This window comes from Acidovorax sp. SRB_14, assembly GCF_012932145.1.
Taxonomy (GTDB): Bacteria; Pseudomonadota; Gammaproteobacteria; order Burkholderiales; family Burkholderiaceae_C; genus Simplicispira.
Genome location: NZ_MWOK01000022.1, coordinates 20,688 through 42,491 on the forward strand (window position 1 = coordinate 20,688; position 21,804 = coordinate 42,491).

Below are 21,804 nucleotides of genomic sequence, written 5' to 3' on the forward strand. Positions count from 1 at the left end.
AGGCAGGCGAGGCCTGCGGTGGCTGGGGTGTCCAAGGTAGCCGTGCCGCCGGCAATGTGCCGTCGGCAGGGCGGACGGCTGGCTGTAGGAGAGGGCTGATGCCGCGGATTCGGCGGCAAGGCCACCGAATCCGCGGCGGTCTCTCGGCTTACAGGCCCGCCGCTGCGCGCAGCGCTGCCGCTTTGTCCGTGCGCTCCCAGGTGAACTCGGGTTCGTCGCGGCCGAAGTGGCCGTAGGCGGCGGTTTTCTCGTAGATCGGGCGCAGCAGGTCGAGCATCTGGATGATGCCCTTGGGGCGCAGGTCGAAATGCTCCTGCACCAGCTTGGCTAGCTGGTCGTCGGGGATGACGCCCGTGCCTTCGGTGTAGACGGTCACGTTCATCGGCCGGGCCACGCCGATCGCGTAGGCCACCTGGATCTGGCACTGGCGCGCCAGGCCCGCGGCCACGATGTTCTTGGCCACGTAGCGCGCGGCGTAGGCGGCCGAGCGGTCGACCTTGGTCGGGTCCTTGCCGCTGAAGGCGCCGCCGCCGTGCGGGCAGGCGCCGCCGTAGGTGTCGACGATGATCTTGCGGCCCGTGAGGCCGCAGTCGCCCTGCGGGCCGCCGACGACGAAGCGGCCGGTGGGGTTGATCAGGTACTTGGTCTCGGGCGTGAGCCATTCGGCCGGCAGCACGGGGCGGATGACCTCTTCGCGGATGGCCTCGTAGAACGCGGGCGTCATCTTGTCGCCCAGGCTCATCTCGGGCGCGTGCTGGGTCGAGAGCACCACGGTGTCGATGCTGTGCGGCCTGCCGTCGACGTAGCGCAGCGTGACCTGGCTCTTGGCGTCGGGGCGCAGGAAGGGCAGGCGCCCGTCCTTGCGCAGCTGCGCCTGGCGCTCGACCAGGCGGTGCGCGTAGTAGATCGGCGCGGGCAGCAGCTCGGGCGTCTCGTCGCAGGCGTAGCCGAACATCAGGCCCTGGTCGCCGGCGCCGGTGTTCAGGTGGTCGTCCGACGCGTGGTCCACGCCCTGGGCGATGTCGCTGCTTTGCTTGTCGTAGGCCACGAGCACGGCGCAGCCTTTGTAGTCGATGCCGTACTCGGTGTTGTCGTAGCCGATGCGCTTGATGGTGTCGCGCGCCACCTGGATGTAGTCCACGTTGACGCCGGGCTTGGCCGTGATCTCGCCGGCGAGCACCACGAGGCCGGTGTTGCACAGCGTCTCGGCCGCCACGCGGGCGTGCGGGTCCTGGGCCAGGATCGCGTCGAGAATGGCGTCCGAGATCTGGTCAGACACCTTGTCGGGGTGGCCTTCGGAGACGGACTCAGAGGTGAAAAGAAAGTCGTTCGCCATTTGAATAAACTCCTGTGTCTTGGCATGTGGGGCGTTGCCCCCGGCCACTGGAGCCTTCGGCGAACGCTTTAGCAGCTTTGTTTTACGTCGCCCTGCAAGTTGCTCATTTAACTCAGCGACCCCCCTATTTTAATGCCTTTCCTTTTTCGCCTTTTTTCCGCATTGCCGTTGTGGCTGCTCCACCCCGTGGGCGCGGCCCTGGGCTGGCTGGTGCTTGCGCTCTCGCCCACGTACCGGCGCCGGTTCGTGGCCAACGCCGCCGTCGCGGGCTACGGCTTTGCGCAGGTGCGCGGCGCCGTCGGCCACGCCGGGCGCATGGTGGCCGAGCTGCCGCGCCTGTGGATGGGCGCGCCCATGCCCTGCGCCATCGTGGGCGCCGAGGTGGTCGAGCAGGCCTGGGAGCGCGGGCGCGGCATTGTGTTCCTCACGCCGCACCTGGGGTGCTTCGAGATGTCGGCGCAGGCCGTGGCGCAGCGTTGGGGCCGGCAGCGCGGGCCGATCACGGTGCTGTACCGCCCGGCGCGCCAGCCCTGGCTGGCCAAGGTGATGGAGACGGCGCGCACGCGCCCGGGCATGGACTCGGTGCCGACGACGCTGTCGGGCGTGCGCCAGATGATCAAGGCGCTGCGCCGTGGCGAGTCGGTCGGTCTGCTGCCCGACCAGGTGCCGCCCGAGGGCCTGGGCCTGTGGTCGCCGGTGTTTGGCCGCCCGGCCTACACCATGACGCTGGCCGCGCGCCTGGCGCAGCAGACCGGCGCCACTGTCCTGCTGGTGCGCTGCGAGCGCCTGCCGCGCGGCGCGGGCTACACGCTGTTCGTGGAGGCCTTGCCCGAGCCCCTGTCGGCCTCGCTCGACGAGGCCGTGGCGCAGATCAACCGCGCCATGGAGCACCTGATCCGGCAGTCGCCCCAGCAGTACCTGTGGGGCTATGCGCGCTACAAGCAGCCGCGCGCCGACACGCCGGCCGGCAAGGGCGCTGCCCCGCGTGCCGAGGGCGCCGCATGATGGGCCGCCTGGGCGTGTGGGCGCTGCGCGGGCTCGCCCACCTGCCGCTGCCGGTGCTGCGCGGCCTGGGCTGGGTTCTGGGGCAATTGTTCTATGTGCTGGTGCCGCAGCGGCGCAAGGTGGCGCTGCGCAATCTGGCGCTGTGCTTTCCCGGTGCCTCGCCGGCCCAGCGCCGCGCCTGGGCGCGCGAGTCCTTCGTCGCCTACTGCCAGACCTGGCTGGACCGCAGCTGGCTGTGGTTTGCGCCGCGCCGCGTGGTCGAGCAGCGCCTGCACCTGCATGGCGCGCTGCACGAGATCGAGGGCGACGCGCCCACCATCATCTTCGCGCCCCATTTCTATGGCCTCGATGCGGCCGGCGTGGCCGTGGCGCTGGCCTCGGACCGGCCGTTCACCTCGATCTTCACGCCGCTGCCCAACCCGGTGGTCGACGCCGTGGTGCGCGCCGGGCGCCAGCGCTTTGGCAACGGCCGCATGCTCAACCGCAGCGACGGCGTCAAGCCCATCGTGAGCGGCCTGCGCCAGGGCGGCGTGCTGTACCTGCTGCCTGACATGGACTTCGGCCGCAACGACTCGGTGTTCGTGCCGTTCTATGGCGTGCCGGCGGCCACCATCACCTCGATGTCGCGCTTTGCGCGGCTGGGGCGCGCCAAGGTCGTGCCGCTGATCGGCCGCCTCACGCCCACGGGCTACAGCGCCGAGCTGCTGCCGGCCTGGCAGGACTACCCGAGCGGCGACGCCGAGGCCGACGCGGCGCTCATGAACCAGCGCCTGCAGGGCTGGATCGACACGATGCCGGGCCAGTACTACTGGGTGCACAAGCGCTTCAAGACGCGGCCCGAGGGCGAGCCGTCGCTGTATTCCTGACGGGAATTTCGGTAAAAAACGGCTCCAGCGCTTGTCCAGAAATCGCCGGCAGCTATCAATTCGATTGCAGAAAGCGCTCCAGCTCGGCCGTGGCGCGCGCGGGCTGCTCGTGCAGCAGCCAGTGCGAGGCGCCCGGCACGCGCTGCAACTGCAGCTGCGGCACCCACGCGTCGAGGCCATTGAGCAGGCCGGGCAGCAGGGCCGGGTCCTCCATGCCCCAGAGCACTAGCGTGGGCACCTGCACGGTCAGCATGGATTCGGGCAGCGCCAGGGCCTGCGCGGCTGGGTCGGCCGCGCGCGGCGGGCGCAGCGGGCTGGCGCGGTAGTAGTTGCAGGCGCCGGTCAATCCCTGCTGCCACAGCGCGCGGTACTGGGCGCGCACGCTGTCCGTCAGCCAGGCGGGCGCTGGGACATCGGGGGCGTGGAAGAAGGCGAACAGGCGGCGGAAATCGTCTTCCGCGAGCAGCGCCTCGGCATCGGGGCGGCACAGGAAGTGCATGTACTGGCTGGCGGCCTGCTGCGCCGGGTTGTGCTCCAGTTCGCGCAGAAAGGCGCCGGGGTGGGGCGCATTGACGATCGCCAGGCGGTGCAGCAGCTCGGGGCGCTGGTTGGCCAGGTTCCAGGCCACGGCGCCGCCCCAATCGTGCGCCACCAGGCAGGCCAGCGGCGCGCCGTCCGCGCACTCGGTGGCGATCAGCGCCGTGATGTCCTGCACCAGGTGCTTGGCGCGGTAGGCTTCGGGTTCGGCCGGGCAGCTCGACGCGCCAAAGCCGCGCAGGTTCGGCGCCACGCAGCGGTAGCCGCCGTGCGCGGGCTGCGCGAAATGCGCCAGCAGCGCGTCCCAGATGAAGGCGCCTTCGGGAAAGCCGTGCAGGAACATGAGCACCGGGCGGCCGCGCTCGCCTGCGACGTGGCAGTGCAGGTGCGTGCCGTGCGGCAGGGCGATGTCGGCGGTGTGCGGCATGTTTGCTCCTGAAAAGCGAGCTGTTAGCGCATGACAGGCATGCGTTAGAGCCGATTTTTATCCAAAAATAGACGCGCCCATGTCCGGCCGGCGCACTCAGTCGAGCGCGGGCGGCTCGCCGTCGGCGGCATCCGCAGCAGTGCCCGCGGCCGGCGCCGCGGCGCCGTCGGCGCCCGGGTGCGCCCAGTGCCACAGCAGCAGCGCGGCGTCGTCCACGCCCTGTTTCTTGAGCGCAGAGAACATCCTCACCTCGCCGCCGCCGGTCTGCAGTCGCGCAATCGACAGGGCCTTGGTCTGCTCGGCGCGCGTGAGCTTGTCGGCCTTGGTCAGCAGCACGAGGAACTTCAGGCCGTCCTCGACGCGCGGGCGGATCACTTCGAGCAGCGCCTCGTCCAGCCCGGTCAGGCCCAGGCGCGGGTCGCACAGCAGCACGATGCCGGTGAGGCTTTCGCGGCTGACCAGGTAGTTCACCATCACCTGCTGCCAGCGCAGCTTGTCCGAGCGCGAGACGGCCGCGTAGCCATAGCCGGGCAGGTCGGCCAGTACGGCGTCGGTGATGCCCTGGCGGCCCAGGGAAAACAGGTTGATGTGCTGCGTGCGGCCGGGCTTCTTCGAGGCAAAGGCCAGCTGCTTTTGCTGCGTGAGCGTGTTGATGCACGAGGACTTGCCCGCGTTGGAGCGGCCGACGAAGGCGATCTCGGGCACGTCGACCTCGGGCAGCTGGTGCAGTTGGGCGGCCGTGGTCAGAAAGCGCGCGGTGTGCATCCAGCCCATGGCGGAGCGGGCGTCGGGGGCGGCGGCGGCGCCGGTGGGGGAGGGCGCGGAAGAAGGGGCAGTCATGGGCTGGAGGGAGGCTATGGAGCCTCATTGTAGAATCGCGGGGTTTTGCGCCCTACCTAAGAAGTCCCCGATATGAAGTTGCTCGCCTCCTTGCTCATGGCTGCCGCGCTGGCGGCTCCCGCTTTCCCGGCATTCTCTGCGGGCGCCGCTGCGGCCAAGCCCGACCTTGCCAAGGGGGAGGCCAGTTACACCGCCGTGTGCGTCGCCTGCCATGCGGCCGATGGCAACTCGTCCATTGCCGCCAACCCCAAGCTGGCCCAGCAGCACCCCGAGTACCTCGTCAAGCAACTGCAGGAGTTCAAGTCCGGCAAGCGCGCCAACCCCGTGATGCAGGGCTTCGCCTCCATGCTGACCGACGACGACATGAAGAACATCGCTTGGTGGGTGGCCTCCAAGCCCGGCAAGCCCGGCTTCGCCAAGGACAAGGAACTGGTCGCCCTGGGCGAGCGCATCTACCGCGGCGGCATTGCCGACCGCAACATTGCCGCCTGCGCCAGCTGCCACAGCCCCAACGGCGCCGGCATTCCCGCCCAATACCCGCGCCTGAGCGGCCAGCACGCCGACTACACGGCGGCCCAGCTGGTGCAGTTCCGCGACGGCGTGCGCAAGAACAGCGCGCAGATGACGGACGTGGCCGCCAAGCTCAACGACCGCGAAATCAAGGCCGTGTCGGACTACATCGCCGGCCTGCGTTGAGAACCCTGCACCGCGCCTGACCAGCCCCCGGGTTCAGGCACGGAACCAACCGCCAATAACAAACCCCAAGAAGGGCGGGCCCATCCTCCAGATGGCCCGCCTTTTTTATTTCGGCCTCGGACCACCTTTCTTCCATGTCTGACAACACCCTGGGCGTTCGCCCCTCAGCGGGTTCGCAGGCGCTGCGCGCCAGCGTCGAGCTGCTGTCGTCCATGCGCTTTGCCATTGCGCTGCTCACGGTGATCTGCATCGCCTCGGTGATCGGCACGGTGCTCAAGCAGCACGAGCCGGCCGTCAACTACGTCAACCAGTTCGGTCCGTTCTGGGCCGACGTGTTCGCCGCGCTCAAGCTCAATGCGGTCTACAGCGCCTGGTGGTTCCTGCTGATCCTGGCCTTCCTGGTCACCAGCACCTCGCTGTGCATTGCACGCAACACGCCCAAGATCCTGGCCGACCTGGGCACCTACAAGGAAAACATCCGCGAAAAGAGCCTGGGCGCGTTCCACCACAAGGCCCAGGCCGACCTGGGCGGCGACAGCGCCAGCGAGGCGCGGCGCATCGGCGAGATGCTGGTGGGCGGCGGCTGGAAGGTCAAGCTGCAGCAGCGCGACACGCCCGCCGGTCCCGGCTCGGGCTGGATGGTGGCGGCCAAGGCCGGAGCGGCCAACAAGATCGGCTACATCGCCGCGCACAGCGCCATCGTGCTGGTGTGCGTGGGTGGCCTGCTCGATGGCGACCTGATCGTGCGCGCGCAAATGTGGTTCAACGGCAAGGTGCCCTATACCGGCGGCGGGCTGATTTCCGAGGTGGCGCCGCAGCACCGCCTGAGCCCGCGCAACCCGACCTTCCGCGGCAACCTGCTGGTGTCCGAGGGCACGCAGGCGGGCACCGCCATCTTGAGCCAGTCCGACGGCATCTTGCTGCAGGACCTGCCGTTCACCGTCGAGCTCAAGAAGTTCATCGTCGAGCACTACTCCACCGGCATGCCCAAGCTGTTCGCCAGCGAGGTCGTGATCCACGACAAGGCCACGGGCGAGGCCACGCCGGCGCGCATCGAGGTCAACCACCCGGCCAGCTACAAGGGCGTTGAAATCTACCAGTCGAGCTTCGACGACGGCGGCTCGTCCGTTTCCTTGCGCGCTCTGCCCATGGCAGCCGGGATGCAGCCGTTTGACGTGCAGGGCGTCATCGGCGGCAACGCGCAACCGGTCAAGGGCGCGGGGGGCGAGGCGCTGACGCTCGAGTTCACCTCGCTGCGCACCATCAACGTCGAAAACTTTGCCGGCGAAGGCGCGGGCTCGGGCACCGATGTGCGCAAGGTCGATTTGCGCCAGTCCATCGACGCGCGCCTGGGCGCGGCCAACAAGACCGTGACCACCAAGGAACTGCGCAACGTGGGCCCGAGCATCGGCTACAAGCTGCGCGATGCGGCGGGCCAGGCGCGCGAATTCCACAACTACATGCTGCCCGTGTCCCTGGGCGACGGCGGGCCGCAGGTGTTCCTGCTGGGTGTGCGCGAGAACCCGGCCGACCCCTTCCGCTACCTGCGCGTGCCGGCCGATGACCAGGGACGCATCGACGGCTTCATGCAGCTGCGCGCCGCGCTGGCCGATCCGGCTGTGCGCCAGATGGCCGTGCGTCGCTATGTGGCGCAGTCGGTCGATCCTTCGCGCCGCGAGCTGACCGAGCAGCTGACCGAGTCGGCCGCGCGCGCCCTGACGCTGTTTGCCGGCACGGTCGGTGCCGACGGCAAGCCCCATGGCGGGCTGCCGGCCCTCTCCGACTTCATGGAAGCCAACGTGCCCGAAGCCGAGCGCAGCCGTGCCGGCGAGGTTCTGGTGCGCATCCTCAACGGCACGCTGTTCGAGCTGGCGCAGCTCACGCGCGAGCGCGCCGGCTTGCCGCCGCTCGAGTCCAGCACCCAGACCCAGTCTTTCATGACGCAGTCCGTGCTGGCGCTCAGCGACGCGCAGATCTACCCGGCACCGCTGGTGTTCGCACTCACCGACTTCAAGCAGGTCCAGGCCAGCGTCTTCCAGGTGGCGCGTGCCCCTGGCAAGAACATTGTCTATCTGGGCTGCGCGTTGCTGATCCTGGGCGTTTTTGCCATGCTGTACATCCGCGAGCGGCGCATCTGGGTCTGGCTGGTGCCGCAGGGCGACCACACCCATGCCACCATGGCGCTGTCGACCAACCGCAAGACCATGGACGGCGACCAGGAATTCGCCCAGATCACCGAAAAACTCATCGGGGTGCGCCCCGCAGGAGCCCATGCATGAACACGGCCGCAAGCACCACCACGACCACGCTCAAACTGAACGAGGGCTATTTCTCGCAGCGCAACTGGCTGGACTGGCTGTTTGCCGCGCTGGTGATCGGCGGCGGGCTGTTTGCGCTGCAGCGTTATGCGGCCTACATGGACGTGTATGAAAAAGGCATCTTGCTGGGTGCCATACCCTCCACCATCTGGCTGGGCTGGTTCTGGCGCCCTCTGCGCACCCTGATGGTGGTGGCCGCCGGCTGTGCGCTGCTGGCCATCGGCCTGTACCAGGTGGATGGCGCGGGCAGCCTGGCGCGTGCCGACACGGTGTTCGGGCTCAAGTACTTCCTGTCGAGCCAGTCGGCCATCCTGTGGATGAGCATGCTGTTCTTCATGAGCACGGCCTTCTATTGGATCAGCATGTTCGCGCGCGGCGAGGGCGCCACCATGTCGCTGATCGGCTCGCGCCTGGCCTGGGTGGCCGTGGGCATGGCGCTGATCGGCACACTGGTGCGCTGGTACGAAAGCTACCTGGTGGGCGCCGACGTCGGCCACATCCCGGTCAGCAACCTCTATGAAGTGTTCGTCATGTTCTGCTGGATGACGGCCACGTTCTATCTCTACTACGAAGCGCAGTACCGCACGCGCGCGCTGGGCGCCTTCGTCATGCTGGTGGTCAGCGCCGCCGTGGGCTTCCTGCTCTGGTACACCGTCGTGCGCGAGGCGCACGAGATCCAGCCCTTGGTGCCGGCGCTCAAGAGCTGGTGGATGAAGCTGCATGTGCCGGCCAACTTCATCGGCTATGGCACCTTTGCGCTGTCGGCCATGGTGGCTTTCGCCTACCTGATCAAGCAGTCGGCGGGCGAGACGCGCTGGTACAAGCTGGCGCCGCTGTGGCTGCTGGGCGTGGTGCTGTGCTTCGAGCCCGTGGTGTTCCGTCCCACGGCCGGTGACGGCGCGGGCGGCAGCTATTGGATGGTGTATTTCGGCGTGTCGGCCTTGATCGTGGGCTCCATCCTGTTCGGGCGCCAGCGCATTGCCAGCAAGCTGCCCCCGCTGGCGCTGCTCGACGACGTCATGTACAAGGCCATCGCCGTCGGCTTTGCCTTCTTCACCATCGCTACCGTGCTGGGAGCTCTGTGGGCGGCCGAGGCCTGGGGCGGCTACTGGAGCTGGGATCCGAAGGAAACCTGGGCGCTGATCGTCTGGCTCAACTACGCGGCCTGGCTGCACATGCGGCTCATGAAGGGTCTGCGCGGCACGGTGTCGGCCTGGTGGGCGCTGGTGGGGCTGGTGGTCACCACCTTTGCCTTCCTGGGCGTGAACATGTTCCTCAGCGGCTTGCACAGCTACGGCACCCTGTGAGGGCGGCACGCACAGGGGATTAAAGACGACAGGAAAGGCTTCGTCTGCACAAAGACTGTTCGGTATCGGGAAACGAATTCAGGTTTCTCGCCTCTACCTGCCACAGCCTCACCAAATCACCGGAGCCTTCCATGTCCCCAATTTCCCGTCGTGCGGGTTTCATCCACCCCCTGGCTTCCGAGATCACCCCGCGCGCGGTGTACGAAGGCCGGCGCAACATGCTGCGCCTGCTCGCGGGTGGCGTTGCGGGCGCGGCGCTGGCGGGCTGGGCCGGGCGCGAGGCGCTGGCCCAAGTGGCGCGCCCGGGCAAGCTGGCGGCACTGACCAGCGGCAAGTCCGCCGTGGCAGGCGCCGTCACCATGGAAAAGCTGACGAGCTACCACGACGTCACCAGCTACAACAATTTCTACGAATTCGGCACCGACAAGGCCGATCCCGCGCGCCATGCCCACACGCTCAAGACCGCGCCCTGGACGGTCGAGATCGAGGGCCTCGTCAAGAAGCCGGGCAAGTACGGCATCGAAGACCTGCTCAAGCTCAGCGCCCAGGAAGAGCGCATCTACCGCCTGCGCTGTGTCGAGGGCTGGTCGATGGTGATCCCGTGGGTGGGCTATTCGCTGTCCGAGCTCATCAAGCGGGTGGAGCCGCTGGGCAGCGCGAAGTACGTCGAATTCGTCACCCTGGCCGACAAGGCGACCATGCCGTTCATCGGCTCGCGCGTGCTTGACTGGCCCTACACCGAGGGCCTGCGCATGGACGAGGCCCTGCACCCGCTCACCCTGCTGGCCTTCGGCATGTACGGCGAGGTCTTGCCCAACCAGAACGGCGCGCCAGTGCGCATCGTCGTGCCCTGGAAGTACGGCTTCAAGAGCGCCAAGAGCATCGTCAAGATCCGCTTCACCGACCAAGAGCCCGGCACCGCCTGGAACAAGGCCGCGCGCAACGAATACGGATTTTATTCGAACGCGAACCCGAACGTGGACCACCCGCGCTGGAGCCAGGCCACCGAGCGCCGCATCGGGGAGGACGGCCTGTTCGCCAAGCGGCGCAAGACGCTGCTGTTCAACGGCTACGAAGCGCAGGTCGGCCAGCTGTACGCGGGCATGGACCTCAAGAAGTTCTACTGAAGCCTTGGCGCGGCACAGCGCCGCAGGCGCTGCGCACTCTGCCTTTGGGGCACGCGCGTTCTCTGCCCCGTTTTTTGCCGGGTGACGATCGATGGACATCAAAAAACTGCTGCTGCGCCCCGCCGCCAAGCCCATGGTGTTTGCGGCATCGCTGCTGCCTTTTGCGTGGCTGTTCTATGCGGCCGCCAGCGACCAGCTGGGCGCGAATCCGGCCGAGGCGTTGATCCGTTCGCTGGGCGACTGGACGCTGCGCTTCTTGTGCATCGTGCTGGCCGTGACGCCGCTGCGGGTGCTCACCGCAACCCCGTCGCTGGCGCGTTTTCGCCGCATGCTCGGCCTGTTCGTGTTTTTCTACGCCACGCTGCACCTGCTCAGCTATGCCTGGTTCGACATGGGGCTGGACTGGGGCGACATCGCGCGCGACATCGCCAAGCGCCCATTCATCCTTGTGGGCTCGACGGCGCTGCTGCTGCTGTCGCTGCTGGCGGCCACCTCGTTCAACCGCGCGATCCGCTGGCTCGGTGCACCACGCTGGCGCGCGCTGCACCGCCTGGTGTACGCCGTGGCGGGCCTGGCGATCCTGCATTTCTTCTGGATGCGTGCGGGCAAGAACGATTTCAGCGAAGTGGCGGTGTACGGCGGCGTGCTGGCGTTGCTGCTGGGCTGGCGGGTGGCGCACCACTGGCGCCAGAAGCGGCGCGCCGGCCGCGCTGCGGCCGGGCCAGCGGCAGGCGCCCGCCAGGCTTGATGCTATTGAAAATGCAGCTTACAACGCTTTCTGGACAAGGGCTAGAGCCCTGTTTGATGCAAAAAATCGTTGCGACCGGCCTTCAACCCGTGGCGGCACGCAGCGCGGGGCACAGCGTGTGCGCGACGGGCTCGATGGCCGCGGTGGGCAGCTGGTAGGCGCGGTCGTCCAACAGGTCGATGCCGCACATCAGGTGGTCGATCCACTCGAAGAAATCGGCGATGGCCTGAGGGCCCACGATGGGCGCGCCATGCTGGGGCACGAGCATGGAAATATCGAGCTGGCGCGCCATCCGCACCCACAGGCGCAGGATCTTGTTGGACACCATGTAGCGCCGGTGGAAGCCCTCCATCAGCGGGATGTGCGCCTGCAGGTCGGTGACCGGGCGGGCGGCCTTGGCGCCCGACACCATGGACACGCCGAGGTCGCCCGTGAAGAGGATGCGGCTCACGGGATCGTAGAAATGGAAGTTGCCTTCCGAATGCAGGAAGTGCGCCGGCAGCAGCCACAGCTCGTGGCGCCCCAGCGGCAGCCTCCCGCCGGCGTCGGGCACGCCGATCACGCGGTTCTCGGTCTTGCCGACTTTGGTGAAATGCGGGACAAAGCGCTCCCAGACGCGCGAAATGACCAGCATGGCCTGGGTGCTTGACATCCAGCGGTCCAGCGAGGCAATGATGTCCGGGTCGGCGTGCGAGGCGATCAGGTACGACAGTTTCTGGGGCGAGAAGTGCTTTGACATGCCCATGTACAACTCGTTGTAGGCCAGGTTGCCGCCGGGGTCGATGATGGCGCCCGTGCCGTCGTCCACGATCAGAAACTGGTTGGCCTGCACCGCCTGCCCGTCCTCCTCGATGAGGTCCGTGAACATGTAGCAGGCATGGTTCCTGTCGCGGTAGAGTTCGGTGGGCATGGCGATGCTGCGGTGCAATAAAGCCCGCGACTCTACCGGCCCCGGTGGTGTCGGGCTTGACTCACATCAAGATGACGCAGGTCAAGCCCAAAGCGCCCAAGCGCTTACAGCAGCCTCTCGCCCTGGAAGGTGTCCTGGGCCGTCTCGCGCTCGCGGATCAGGTGGGCGCGCGGCCCGTCCACCAGCACCTCGGCGGCGCGGCCGCGGGTGTTGTAGTTGCTCGACATGGACATGCAGTAGGCGCCCGCGGACAGCACCGCCAGGCGGTCGCCGGGCTGCACGGCCAGCGCACGGTCGCGTCCGATCCAGTCGCCGCTCTCGCACACCGGGCCGACCACGTCGTAGACCGGCGCCGCGGCGTCCCCGGCTTGCTGCAGCGGGACAATGCCGTGGAAGGCCTGGTACATGGCGGGCCGCGGCAGGTCGTTCATGGCCGCGTCGATGATGCAGAAATTCTTTTCCTCGCCGGGCTTGAGGTAGAGCACTTCGGCCACGCACAGGCCGGCGTTGCCGACCAGCGAGCGCCCGGGCTCGATCATGAACTGGCGGTCGCCATAGCCGCGCGCATCGATCTTGGCCAGCAGCTGCATCCACAGCGCGTCGGCGGTGGGCGGGGTGTCGCCGTTGTAGTTGATGCCCAGGCCCCCGCCAAAATCGATGTGGTGGATGGGAATGCCAGCGGCCTCGATCTCCTGCACCAGGTCGAGCAGGCGGTCGGTTGCATCAAGGTAGGGCGTGGCCTCGGTGATCTGCGAGCCGATGTGGAAGTCGATGCCCACCACCTGGAGGCCGGGCAGGGCCGCCGCCCTTTGGTAGACCGCCAGCGTGCGCTCGTGCGCGACGCCGAACTTGTTGCCTTTCAGGCCCGTCGAGATGTAGGGGTGGGTCTTGGGATCGACGTTGGGGTTGACGCGGATGCTGACGGGCGCTGTGTGGCCCGATGCGGTGGCCACCTCGCTGAGCACTTCGAGCTCGGCCTCGCTCTCGACATTGAAGCACAGGATGCCGGCCTGCAGCGCCTGCAGCATTTCGGCGCGCGTCTTGCCCACGCCGGAAAAGATCACCTTGCGCACGTCGCCGCCGGCAGCGACCACACGCTCGAGCTCGCCGCCCGAGACGATGTCAAAGCCGCAGCCCTGCCGCGCGAAGAACTGCAGGACCGCCAGCGACGAATTGGCCTTCATAGCGTAGCAGACCTGCAGCTTGCGCCCGGCAAAGCCGCGCTGGTAGGCCGCCAGCGCGGCCTGCATGGAGGCTTGGGAATAGACAAACAGGGGCGTGCCGTGGGCCTGGGCCAGGTCGTCGACGCGAACGTCTTCGATGAACAGGGCGTCGCCCCGGTAGGCGATGTGGGGGTGGCCGGGCAGTGCAGGGTGGGTCATGGAGTGGCAGGAGCGGGAGCGGAAGGAAGAGGGACGGCGAGGGCGGGCGTGCGCAAGGAGTTGGGCTTCAGGGTTTCGGGCAGCGTTGCGCGCTGGCTGGCCGCGGGCTCGGTCGGCAGAAACAGCGGGCCCCGCTGTCCGCAGGCGCCCAGGAGTGCCACGCTGGAGGCAAGGGCAAAGCTCCTCGCTAGAATTTGGAACGCTTTCAACATGCCTAAATTGTAATGACCGACCTTGAATTCCTGGACCGCGCCGAGCAGCTTCTGCTGGCCGTTGAGCAATGCTGCGACCGCATCAACGACGAGACAGACGCCGACGTGGACAGCCAGCGCATGGGCGGCATGATCACGCTCACCTTCCCCAACCGCACCCAGATCATCATCAACCAGCAGAAGCCCTTGCATGAAATCTGGATGGCGGCCAAGTCCGGGGGCTACCACTATCGCTTCGACGGCCAGCGGTGGCAGGACACCAAGGGGGCGGGCGAGTTTTTCAACAGCCTGAGCCGCGATGCGTCAGAACAGTCGGGGCTGGCGCTGCGCTTCTGCGCCTGAGCCCGCGGCCAGTCAGTTGCGGAACAGGTCGAGGATGCGCTTGCGCTCCTCGGGCGCAGGCGCTTCCTGCGAGGGAAGGCTTGCGGTTCCCGCAGACGCGCTATGGTCTTCAAGCCCCAGGCTGGGAACTCCGGCGTTGCGGCTGAATTCCTCATAGAACCATTCCCCGCCCACATTGACCACACCGGGCGGAACCGTGGACTCCATCACCGGCACGCCCTTGAGCGCGCGGTCCATGAAGCTGATCCACACCGGCAGGCTCAGGCCACCGCCGGTTTCCCGGCTGCCCAGGTTGCGCGGCGTGTCGTAGCCAATCCAGGTCACGGCCGCGATGGTGGGCTGGAAGCCGGCAAACCAGGCGTCCACCGAGTCGTTGGTGGTGCCCGTCTTGCCGTACAGGTCGGGGCGTTTGAGCGTGGCCTGGGCCCGCGCCGCAGTGCCCGAGCGTGTGACTTCCTGCAGCAGGCTGTCCATGATGAATGCATTGCGTGGCTCGATGGCGCGCTGGCTTTGGGCCAAGGCCGGAGGCTGGGTTTCAGAAAGCACGCGGCCCTTGTGGTCCGTGACGCGTGCGATCAGCCAGGGGTTCACACGGTAGCCGCCGTTGGCGAATACCGAGAAGCCCACCGCCATCTGCATCGGGGTGACCGAACCCGCACCCAACGCCATGGTCAGATAAGGCGGGTGCTTGTCGGCATCGAAGCCGAAGCGCGATACCCATTCCTGCGCATTCTTGGGCCCGACGGCCTGCAGGATGCGGATGGAAACCATGTTCTTGGATTTGGCCAGACCCGTGCGCATGGTCATGGGGCCGTCGTACCTGCCGTCGTAGTTCTTGGGCTCCCAGGGTTGTCCGCCGGTCACGCCAGCGCCAAAGAACAGCGGTGCGTCGTTGACCACGGTGGCGGGCGTGAAGCCTTTTTCCAGGGCTGCGGAGTAAATGAAGGGCTTGAAGCTTGAGCCTGGCTGGCGCCACGCCTGGGTGGCATGGTTGAACTTGTTCTTGTCAAAGTCGAAACCGCCCACCAAAGCCTTGATCGCGCCGCTGCGTGGGTCGATGGCCACCAGGGCGCCTTCGACTTCGGGCAGTTGCGTGATTTCCCACGTGTTCTTTGCTGTTTTGGCGACGCGGATGATGGCGCCGCGGCGCAGCTTGATGTTGGGCGGTGCCTTGTCGCTGAGCCCCGACTGGGCGGGCTTGAGCCCTTCGCCGGTGATCTCCACGCTGTCGCCGTTCTGGCGCACGGCGATGATCTTGCGGGGGCTGGCCTCCAGCACCATGGCAGACATGAGGTCGCCGTTGTCGGGGTGGTCGGCCAGCGCGTCGTCGATGGCTTCTTCCAGTTCCTGCGCAGCGGTGGGCAGGCTGACGAATTTTTCCGGTCCGCGGTAGTGCTGGCGGCGCTCGTAATCCATGATGCCGCGCCGCAGTGACTGGTAGGCCGCGTCCTGATCGGCAGCGTTCAGGGTGGTGTACACATTGAGGCCACGGGTGTAGGCCTCGCTTCCGTACTGCGCAAAGATCAGCTGGCGCGCCATTTCCGCCACGTATTCGGCATGCACGCGCGTGTTGTTGCTTCCATTGCGAACCGTGAGCTCCTCTTTGCGCGCCTCTTGCGCCTGCTGGGGTGTGATGAAGTGGTTTTCCTCCATGCGGTCGATGATGTAGAGCTGGCGGATGCGGGCGCGCTTGGGGTTGCTGATCGGGTTGTAGGCCGAAGGCGCTTTGGGCAATCCCGCCAACATGGCCGCTTCCGCCACCGAGACGGCCTTCAGGGGCTTGCCAAAGTAGGCTTCGGAAGCCGCGGCAAAGCCGTAGGCACGGTTGCCCAGGTAAATCTGATTCATATAAATTTCCAGAATCTGATTTTTGGACAGCAGGTGCTCCAGCTTGAATGTGAGTAATATTTCGTAAATTTTTCGCGTAAATGTTTTTTCTGACGAAAGGTAAACATTGCGCGCGACCTGCATGGTGATGGTGGATGCCCCCTGGCTTTTCACGCGCCCCAGATTGGCTAACACGGCGCGCACCATGCCCTTGTAATCCACTCCGCCGTGCTGGAAGAAGCGCGTGTCCTCGATCGCCAAAACCGCATCCTTCATCACTTGGGGGATCTCCTGGATGGGGGTGAGGGTGCGCCGCTCCTCTCCAAACTCGCCCAGCAAAGCCCCTTCTGCCGAATACACACGCATCGGCAGCTTGGGCCGGTAGTCTGCCAATTCCGAGACATCGGGCAGGTTCGGGTAGGCCATGGACAGGGCCACAGCGATCACCAACACCACGGCGACAGCCCCTGCAACAGCCAGACCTATGCCCCACAGCAGAAGGCGCAGGAGCCACCGCAACCAAGCAGGGCGGGGAGAGGCGGCACGGGAAGAACCCGGGCTGGACGGTTTGGACGGGGCTGGGGGCGGCATATCGCTCCGAATTGAAATAAGTGGCCATTATAAAAATCGCCACTGCATTTTCTGGATGGGAAAAGGGATCGTGCTGCAGCGCTCCAGAGTACGAAGCGGGCAGGAGGGAAATCAGGCTTTCAACGAAAGGCTCTGGAACGTCTGCTTTTGACAACGGTCAGCCGTTGCAGGGCCGGCGAAAGTCTTGGTCGCAGGCCAAGCTTACTGATAGCATTCATGAGAAATGTTAAGTTTTGTTGTGTCGTTGTGACAATAAGAGGGGGCTATCTTGATCTCTGCAGGATCTCTGTTCAGTCGCCAATCCGCGCCGTTGCTGGGTATCGACATCAGTTCCTCCAGCGTCAAGCTGGTGGAGCTAGGCCAAGACAAGGCAGGAGGCCTGGTCTTGGAGCGCTGTGCCATCGAGCCGTTGGAACGAGGATGGATTACAGACGGTAACATCGAAAAGTTCGATGAAGTTGCTGAAGCCCTGCGCCGCGTCGTCAAAAAAAGTGGCACCCGCACCCGAAATGTGGCATTGGCGTTGCCTCCGTCTGCGGTCATTACCAAAAAGATCACCCTGCCTGCCGGCATGACGGACCAAGAGCTTGAAGTCCAGGTGGAGTCCGAGGCCAACCAATACATTCCCTTTTCCCTCGACGAGGTGAGCCTGGATTTTTGCGTCATCGGGCCCAGCAAGAACGCGCCTGGGGATATCGACGTGCTGATCGCCGCCTCGCGCCGCGAGAAGGTGCAGGACCGCCAGGGGTTGGCTGAGGCCGCCGGCCTCAAGGCCGCGATCGTGGACATCGAGTCCCACGCTTCGCGCCTGGCAGCCAGCCGCTTGATCGAGGCGCTTCCCAATGCGGGCGTGGATGCCATGGTGGCGCTTTTCGAAGTGGGGGCATTGGCAACCAGCATGCAGATCATCCGCAACGACGAGGTGCTGTACGACAGGGACCAGGCCTTTGGCGGCGCACAGCTCACGCAACTCATCGTTCGGCAGTATGGGTTCTCGGTCGAAGAGGCAGAAAGCAAGAAGCGCAGCGGCGATCTTCCGGAAGACTATGCCTCGGCCGTGTTGCGTCCCTTCGTGGACAGCATGGCCCAGGAGGTGGGGCGGGCATTGCAATTTTTCTTCACCAGCACGCCCTATAACCGGGTCGACCACATTCTGCTCGCGGGCGGCTCGGCACCGCTGTCGGGCTTGAATGAGGCCGTGGTGCAGCACACCGGCTTTGCCTGCAATGTGGTCAATCCTTTCGAGGGCATGGAGGTGGGAAGCTCCGTGCGCATGAAAAAAATGGTGCGCGAGGCCCCTTCTTACCTGACCTCCTGCGGCCTGGCGATGCGGAGGTTCCTGCAGTGATTTTGATCAACCTGCTTCCCCACCGGGAGGCGGCCCGCAAGCGCCGGCGCGAGGCGTTTCAGGTCACCATGTTCCTGTCGTTTCTGCTGGGGCTGGCCCTGGCTGCGGCCATCTACTGGTGGTTTCAGACCATGATTGCCGACCAGCAAGACAAAAATAATTTCTTGCAGACCGAAATCAAGGTGCTGGAAAACCAAATCAAGGAAATCGCAACGATCGAAGAAGAAATCGCATCGTTGCGCGCGCGGCAAAAGGCGGTGGAGGACCTGCAGTCGGACCGCAATCTTCCCGTGCACCTGCTCAACGAACTGGTCCAGCAGTTGCCCGACGGCGTGTACGTCACCAGCCTCAAACAGACGGACCAGTCGGTGACGATGCAAGGCGTGGCGCAGTCCAATGAGCGTGTGTCGGAAATGCTGCGCAACCTCTCCAGCAACACCCCGTGGCTGTCCAAGCCCGAACTCGTCGAAATTGTGGCGAGCAATCTGGCGCTTTCCGCGCGCGATCAGCGCCGCGTTTCCACGTTCAATCTGCGATTCCAGCTGATGCGTTCCAGCGAGGTGCAAAAAGCCATGGATGCCGCGAGCGGCACGAAGGCAGGCACCCCTGCGGGGGGGAAGTGACCTATGGCGAAGAAAAAAAGCCCCAACGTCGATTTGGCCGAGCTGCAGCGCAACTTGCAACGCCAATTCAGCCATCTGGATCCCAAAGACCCGTCACTCTGGCCTGCATTGCCGCGTTATTTGCTGTGCGCGGGCATCGCCATCGGCGTTGCGGTGGTTTTGTGGTTTGCCAAGCTGACCGACTACGAAGAAGAACTGCAAGCCGAACGCTCCCGAGAGGTCACGCTCCGGCAGGACTACCAAAAGAAGCTGGTGAAAGCCGTGAGTCTGGATGCCCTCAAGAAGCAGCGTGAGCAGATCCAGCAATACGTCATTCAGCTAGAGAAACAACTGCCGAGCAAGGCCGAAATGGCCGCCCTGTTGTCCGACATCAACCAGGCCGGCCTGGGCCGCAGCCTGCAGTTCGACCTGTTCCGCCCGGGACAGATCGTGGTGCGCGACTACTATGCCGAGCTGCCCATCGCGGTGCGGGTCACGGGCAAGTACCACGATATGGGCGCATTTGCGTCTGATATCGCCCACCTTTCCCGCATCGTCACCTTGAACAACCTGTCCATCGCTCCCGCGACCAAGGACAGCAGCAATCTGACCCTGGATGCCACGGCGCGCACATTCCGCTACCTGGACCCTGAAGAGGTGCAGGCGCAGCGCAAGGCGACGGAGGGCAAAAAATGAACCGCACCACAGCAGTGCTGATCGCGCTGAGTTTTTTGCCGCTCGCCGGCTGCGGGCCCTCGGGAGAAGACGAGTTGCGCCAGTGGATGGCCGACGAGCGTGCGCAGACAAAGCCCCGCGTCACGCCGATCACCGAACCCAAACAGTTCCAACCCCAGGCATACACGGCCGAAGGCAGCATGGAGCCGTTCAATCCGCTCAAGCTGACCCAGGCGCTGCGACGCGACTCGGCACAGGTCGCGTCCAACGCCGCCCTGATCGCACCTGAAATGGCACGGCGCAAAGAGCCACTGGAGGCGTTTCCGCTCGACACCATGTCCATGGTGGGCAGTCTGGAGAAGTCTGGCAAGCCCACCGCGCTGTTGAAGGTGGACAACCTGCTGTACCAGGTTCAGGCGGGGTCTTACCTCGGGCAGAACTATGGGCGCATCACAAAAATTACCGAAACCGCCATTCAAATGCGCGAAATCGTCCAGGACGCCACTGGCGACTGGATTGAGCGCACGGCATCGCTAGAGCTGCAAGAGGGGGCGAAAAAATGAAACCAAACAACGTCGCAATCATGAAGGCGCTGGGGCGGGCCGCTGTGGTGGCCCTTGCTGCTTTGGGCTCGGGCATGGTTTTGGCACAGAGTGCCATCGAGGCTGTGACGGGCGCCCTGCAAGGCGGTGCGGAAGTCGTGCGCATTGAGTTGAGCACCCCCCTGTCGGTGGTTCCATCGGGCTTTGCCACGCAGTCGCCGGCCCGCATCGCCCTGGACTTCCCGGGCACGTCGAATGCCATGGGGCGCTCGCTGGTGGAGGTGAACCAGGGGAACCTGAGGTCTGTCAACGTGGTGCAGGCGGGTGACCGCTCGCGGGTGGTGCTCAACCTGAAGCAAGCCACGGCCTACCGGGCAGAAATCCAGGGCAAGGTGCTGCTCATCTCCCTGGAGCCTGTCGCCGCCGCAGCGTCCGGCCAGCCGGCCCAGAACACCGTGTTCGCCGAACCCGGCAGCAGCGATATCCTGCCCATCAAGGACGTGGATTTCCGGCGCGGGCCTGACGGGTCGGGGCGTGTAGTGGTTGGCCTGGCCAGCAACCAGGTCGGCGTGGACCTGCGCCAGCAGGGCAAGGGCATTACCGTGGATTTTCTGCGCTCCTCCCTGTCCGAAGGGCTGCGCCGGCGCCTCGATGTCACCGACTTTGGCACGCCCATCCAGCTCATCACCACCAGCCAGCAGGGCGACCGGGTGCGCATGCTGATCGAGCCCGTGGGTGAGTGGGAGCACAGCGCCTACCAAAGCGACAACCAGTTTGTCGTGGAAGTGCGCCAGAAAAAGGTGGACCTGACCAAGCTCACGCAGGGCCCGGGCTACAGCGGTGAGAAGCTCTCGCTGAACTTCCAGAACATCGAGGTGCGGTCCTTGCTGCAGGTGATCGCCGACTTCACCAACTTCAACATCGTCACGTCGGACACGGTGACCGGATCGCTGACCCTGCGCTTGAAGGACGTTCCCTGGGACCAGGCACTGCAGATCATCATGGATGCCAAGGGCCTGGGGATGCGCAAGGCGGGCACCGTGCTCTGGATTGCGCCCAAGGACGAAATCGACGCACGCACGCGCAAGGATTTTGAAGCCGCGCAGGCAATCGAGAAACTGGAGCCGCTGCGCACGCAGGCCTACCAGATGAACTACGCCAAGGCCGTCGACATGGTGGCCCAACTCACCAACTCCAGCCAGGGAAGCACCGGTGGCGCCACCACGCGCTTCCTGTCAGAAAGAGGCAGCGCCATTGCCGAGCCGCGCACCAACCAGCTGTTCGTGACGGACACGCCAGCCAAGCTCGAAGAGGTGCGCAAGCTGCTGGCCTCGCTGGACGTGGCGGTGCGCCAGGTGCTGATCGAAGCCCGCATCGTGGAAGCGCGCGACACCTTCGGGCGGTCGCTGGGCGTGCGCCTGGGCGGAACCGATTTGCGTGCCAACCGCGGTGGCGATGGCGGCTACGGCATCGGGGGTGGCAACCGCATTGGTTTTGGCACCAGCTATAGCAACGCCGTGGCCACCAGTGGAGCGGGCGGGCAGGTGGACACCTTGGGCAGTTTCGTGAACCTGCCTGCGCGGCTGTCCGGGGTGCAGGGGGTGGGCAGTTTTGCGCTGTCCATCTTCAACTCGGCAGCCAACCGGTTCCTGACGCTGGAACTGTCGGCCATGGAAGCCGACGGCAAGGGCAAGATCGTATCGAGCCCACGGGTTATCACTGCCGACCAGACCAAGGCCTTGATCGAGCAGGGAACGGAGTATCCCTATTCGGTCACCGCCCCCAACGGGGCTACGACCATTGCGTTTAAAAAAGCCGTTCTCAAGCTCGAGGTGACGCCACAGATCACGCCGGAAGGCAGCATCATTCTCGACTTGGACATCAACAAGGACAGCCGAGGCGAAACCACGACGCAAGGTGTCGCGATCGATACAAAGCACATCAAGACGCAAATCCTGATTGAAAACGGTGGAACGGTAGTGATTGGCGGGATTTTCGAAATGGAAGAAACAAATCAGGAAAACAAGATTCCGTTTCTGGGCGATGTCCCTGTGCTGGGGCATCTCTTCAAGAACAATACGAAGGAATCTTCGAAGAGAGAGATGCTGGTTTTTATCACGCCCAAGGTCATTACAGATCGTGGGCCAGTGCGTTGAATTAAATAAA

At 65.4% G+C, this 21,804-nt stretch carries 20 protein-coding genes; 13 read left to right on the forward strand and 7 right to left on the reverse strand.

The features are described from left to right. Positions 1-148: 148 nt before the first annotated feature. On the reverse strand, positions 149-1,336 hold the full coding sequence (gene metK, locus B2J86_RS14680; protein ID WP_173025988.1) for a methionine adenosyltransferase: 1,188 nt from the start codon (positions 1,334-1,336) through the stop codon (positions 149-151). Between the two features lie 132 nt (positions 1,337-1,468). Between metK and B2J86_RS14685 the strand changes: the two genes are divergently transcribed. After that, on the forward strand, positions 1,469-2,341 hold the full coding sequence (locus B2J86_RS14685) for a lysophospholipid acyltransferase family protein (protein WP_173025989.1): 873 nt from the start codon (positions 1,469-1,471) through the stop codon (positions 2,339-2,341). Then, positions 2,338-3,207, forward strand: coding sequence for a lysophospholipid acyltransferase family protein (locus B2J86_RS14690; protein ID WP_169633484.1), 870 nt, complete (start codon positions 2,338-2,340; stop codon positions 3,205-3,207). Before B2J86_RS14685 ends, B2J86_RS14690 begins: the two co-directional genes overlap by 4 nt. Before the next feature lie 55 nt (positions 3,208-3,262). Here B2J86_RS14690 and B2J86_RS14695 read toward each other — a convergent pair whose 3' ends face one another. Further along, positions 3,263-4,171, reverse strand: coding sequence for an alpha/beta fold hydrolase (locus B2J86_RS14695; RefSeq protein ID WP_169169281.1), 909 nt, complete (start codon positions 4,169-4,171; stop codon positions 3,263-3,265). Between the two features lie 96 nt (positions 4,172-4,267). Next, a complete protein-coding gene (gene yihA / locus B2J86_RS14700) occupies positions 4,268-5,011 on the reverse strand; it encodes a ribosome biogenesis GTP-binding protein YihA/YsxC (protein WP_169169282.1) in 744 nt (247 codons plus the stop codon). A 72-nt stretch (positions 5,012-5,083) separates the two neighbouring features. Between yihA and B2J86_RS14705 the strand changes: the two genes are divergently transcribed. The 5 genes from B2J86_RS14705 (at position 5,084) to B2J86_RS14725 (ending at position 11,207) form a co-directional block, all read left to right on the forward strand. Further along, the gene (locus B2J86_RS14705; RefSeq protein WP_169169283.1) at positions 5,084-5,707 is read left to right on the forward strand and encodes a cytochrome c; all 624 of its coding nucleotides are present in this window, start codon (positions 5,084-5,086) and stop codon (positions 5,705-5,707) included. 134 nt (positions 5,708-5,841) lie between these two features. Next, complete coding sequence (locus tag B2J86_RS14710) at positions 5,842-7,986, forward strand: cytochrome c biogenesis protein ResB (RefSeq protein ID WP_173025990.1); 2,145 nt, start codon at positions 5,842-5,844, stop codon at positions 7,984-7,986. Continuing rightward, positions 7,983-9,332, forward strand: coding sequence for a c-type cytochrome biogenesis protein CcsB (gene ccsB, locus B2J86_RS14715; RefSeq protein ID WP_169633427.1), 1,350 nt, complete (start codon positions 7,983-7,985; stop codon positions 9,330-9,332). Before B2J86_RS14710 ends, ccsB begins: the two co-directional genes overlap by 4 nt. Before the next feature lie 131 nt (positions 9,333-9,463). Further along, on the forward strand, positions 9,464-10,459 hold the full coding sequence (gene msrP, locus B2J86_RS14720; protein ID WP_173025991.1) for a protein-methionine-sulfoxide reductase catalytic subunit MsrP: 996 nt from the start codon (positions 9,464-9,466) through the stop codon (positions 10,457-10,459). 97 nt (positions 10,460-10,556) lie between these two features. Next, positions 10,557-11,207, forward strand: coding sequence for a protein-methionine-sulfoxide reductase heme-binding subunit MsrQ (locus B2J86_RS14725; protein WP_173026000.1), 651 nt, complete (start codon positions 10,557-10,559; stop codon positions 11,205-11,207). An 82-nt stretch (positions 11,208-11,289) separates the two neighbouring features. On the opposite strand, the gene B2J86_RS14730 is transcribed toward B2J86_RS14725, so the two are convergent. From B2J86_RS14730 to B2J86_RS14740, 3 genes are all read right to left on the reverse strand, one after another. Continuing rightward, on the reverse strand, positions 11,290-12,117 hold the full coding sequence (locus B2J86_RS14730; RefSeq protein ID WP_173025992.1) for an MBL fold metallo-hydrolase: 828 nt from the start codon (positions 12,115-12,117) through the stop codon (positions 11,290-11,292). 104 nt (positions 12,118-12,221) lie between these two features. After that, positions 12,222-13,499 (reverse strand): diaminopimelate decarboxylase, encoded by a 1,278-nt coding sequence (lysA, locus tag B2J86_RS14735; protein ID WP_173025993.1) that lies wholly within the window; start codon positions 13,497-13,499, stop codon positions 12,222-12,224. Further along, the gene (locus B2J86_RS14740) at positions 13,496-13,711 is read right to left on the reverse strand and encodes a lipoprotein (protein WP_169169289.1); all 216 of its coding nucleotides are present in this window, start codon (positions 13,709-13,711) and stop codon (positions 13,496-13,498) included. Before B2J86_RS14740 ends, lysA begins: the two co-directional genes overlap by 4 nt. Positions 13,712-13,723: 12 nt before the next feature. Here B2J86_RS14740 and cyaY point away from each other — a divergent pair, with 12 nt between their 5' ends. After that, positions 13,724-14,053, forward strand: a complete 330-nt coding sequence (gene cyaY / locus B2J86_RS14745) for an iron donor protein CyaY (protein ID WP_169169290.1) — start codon at positions 13,724-13,726, stop codon at positions 14,051-14,053. A 12-nt stretch (positions 14,054-14,065) separates the two neighbouring features. On the opposite strand, the gene B2J86_RS14750 is transcribed toward cyaY, so the two are convergent. Continuing rightward, positions 14,066-16,471 (reverse strand): penicillin-binding protein 1A, encoded by a 2,406-nt coding sequence (locus B2J86_RS14750; protein ID WP_173025994.1) that lies wholly within the window; start codon positions 16,469-16,471, stop codon positions 14,066-14,068. Positions 16,472-16,739: 268 nt separating this feature from the next. On the opposite strand from B2J86_RS14750, the gene B2J86_RS14755 reads away from it, so the two are divergent. Genes B2J86_RS14755 through pilQ form a run of 5 tightly spaced genes read left to right on the forward strand, consistent with a single transcriptional unit; the run spans position 16,740 to position 21,794 of the window. After that, a complete protein-coding gene (locus B2J86_RS14755; protein WP_173025995.1) occupies positions 16,740-17,819 on the forward strand; it encodes a pilus assembly protein PilM in 1,080 nt (359 codons plus the stop codon). Then, positions 17,816-18,442, forward strand: a complete 627-nt coding sequence (locus tag B2J86_RS14760; RefSeq protein WP_169169293.1) for a PilN domain-containing protein — start codon at positions 17,816-17,818, stop codon at positions 18,440-18,442. The genes B2J86_RS14755 and B2J86_RS14760 overlap by 4 nt, the downstream gene beginning before the upstream one ends. Before the next feature lie 3 nt (positions 18,443-18,445). Then, positions 18,446-19,117 carry a type 4a pilus biogenesis protein PilO gene (locus B2J86_RS14765; RefSeq protein WP_169169294.1) on the forward strand — a complete coding sequence of 224 codons (672 nt, stop codon included), beginning with the start codon at positions 18,446-18,448 and terminating at the stop codon, positions 19,115-19,117. Next, positions 19,114-19,659, forward strand: coding sequence for a pilus assembly protein PilP (locus B2J86_RS14770; protein ID WP_169169295.1), 546 nt, complete (start codon positions 19,114-19,116; stop codon positions 19,657-19,659). The genes B2J86_RS14765 and B2J86_RS14770 overlap by 4 nt, the downstream gene beginning before the upstream one ends. Further along, positions 19,656-21,794, forward strand: a complete 2,139-nt coding sequence (gene pilQ, locus B2J86_RS14775; RefSeq protein ID WP_173025996.1) for a type IV pilus secretin PilQ — start codon at positions 19,656-19,658, stop codon at positions 21,792-21,794. The genes B2J86_RS14770 and pilQ overlap by 4 nt, the downstream gene beginning before the upstream one ends. Positions 21,795-21,804: the final 10 nt, after the last annotated feature.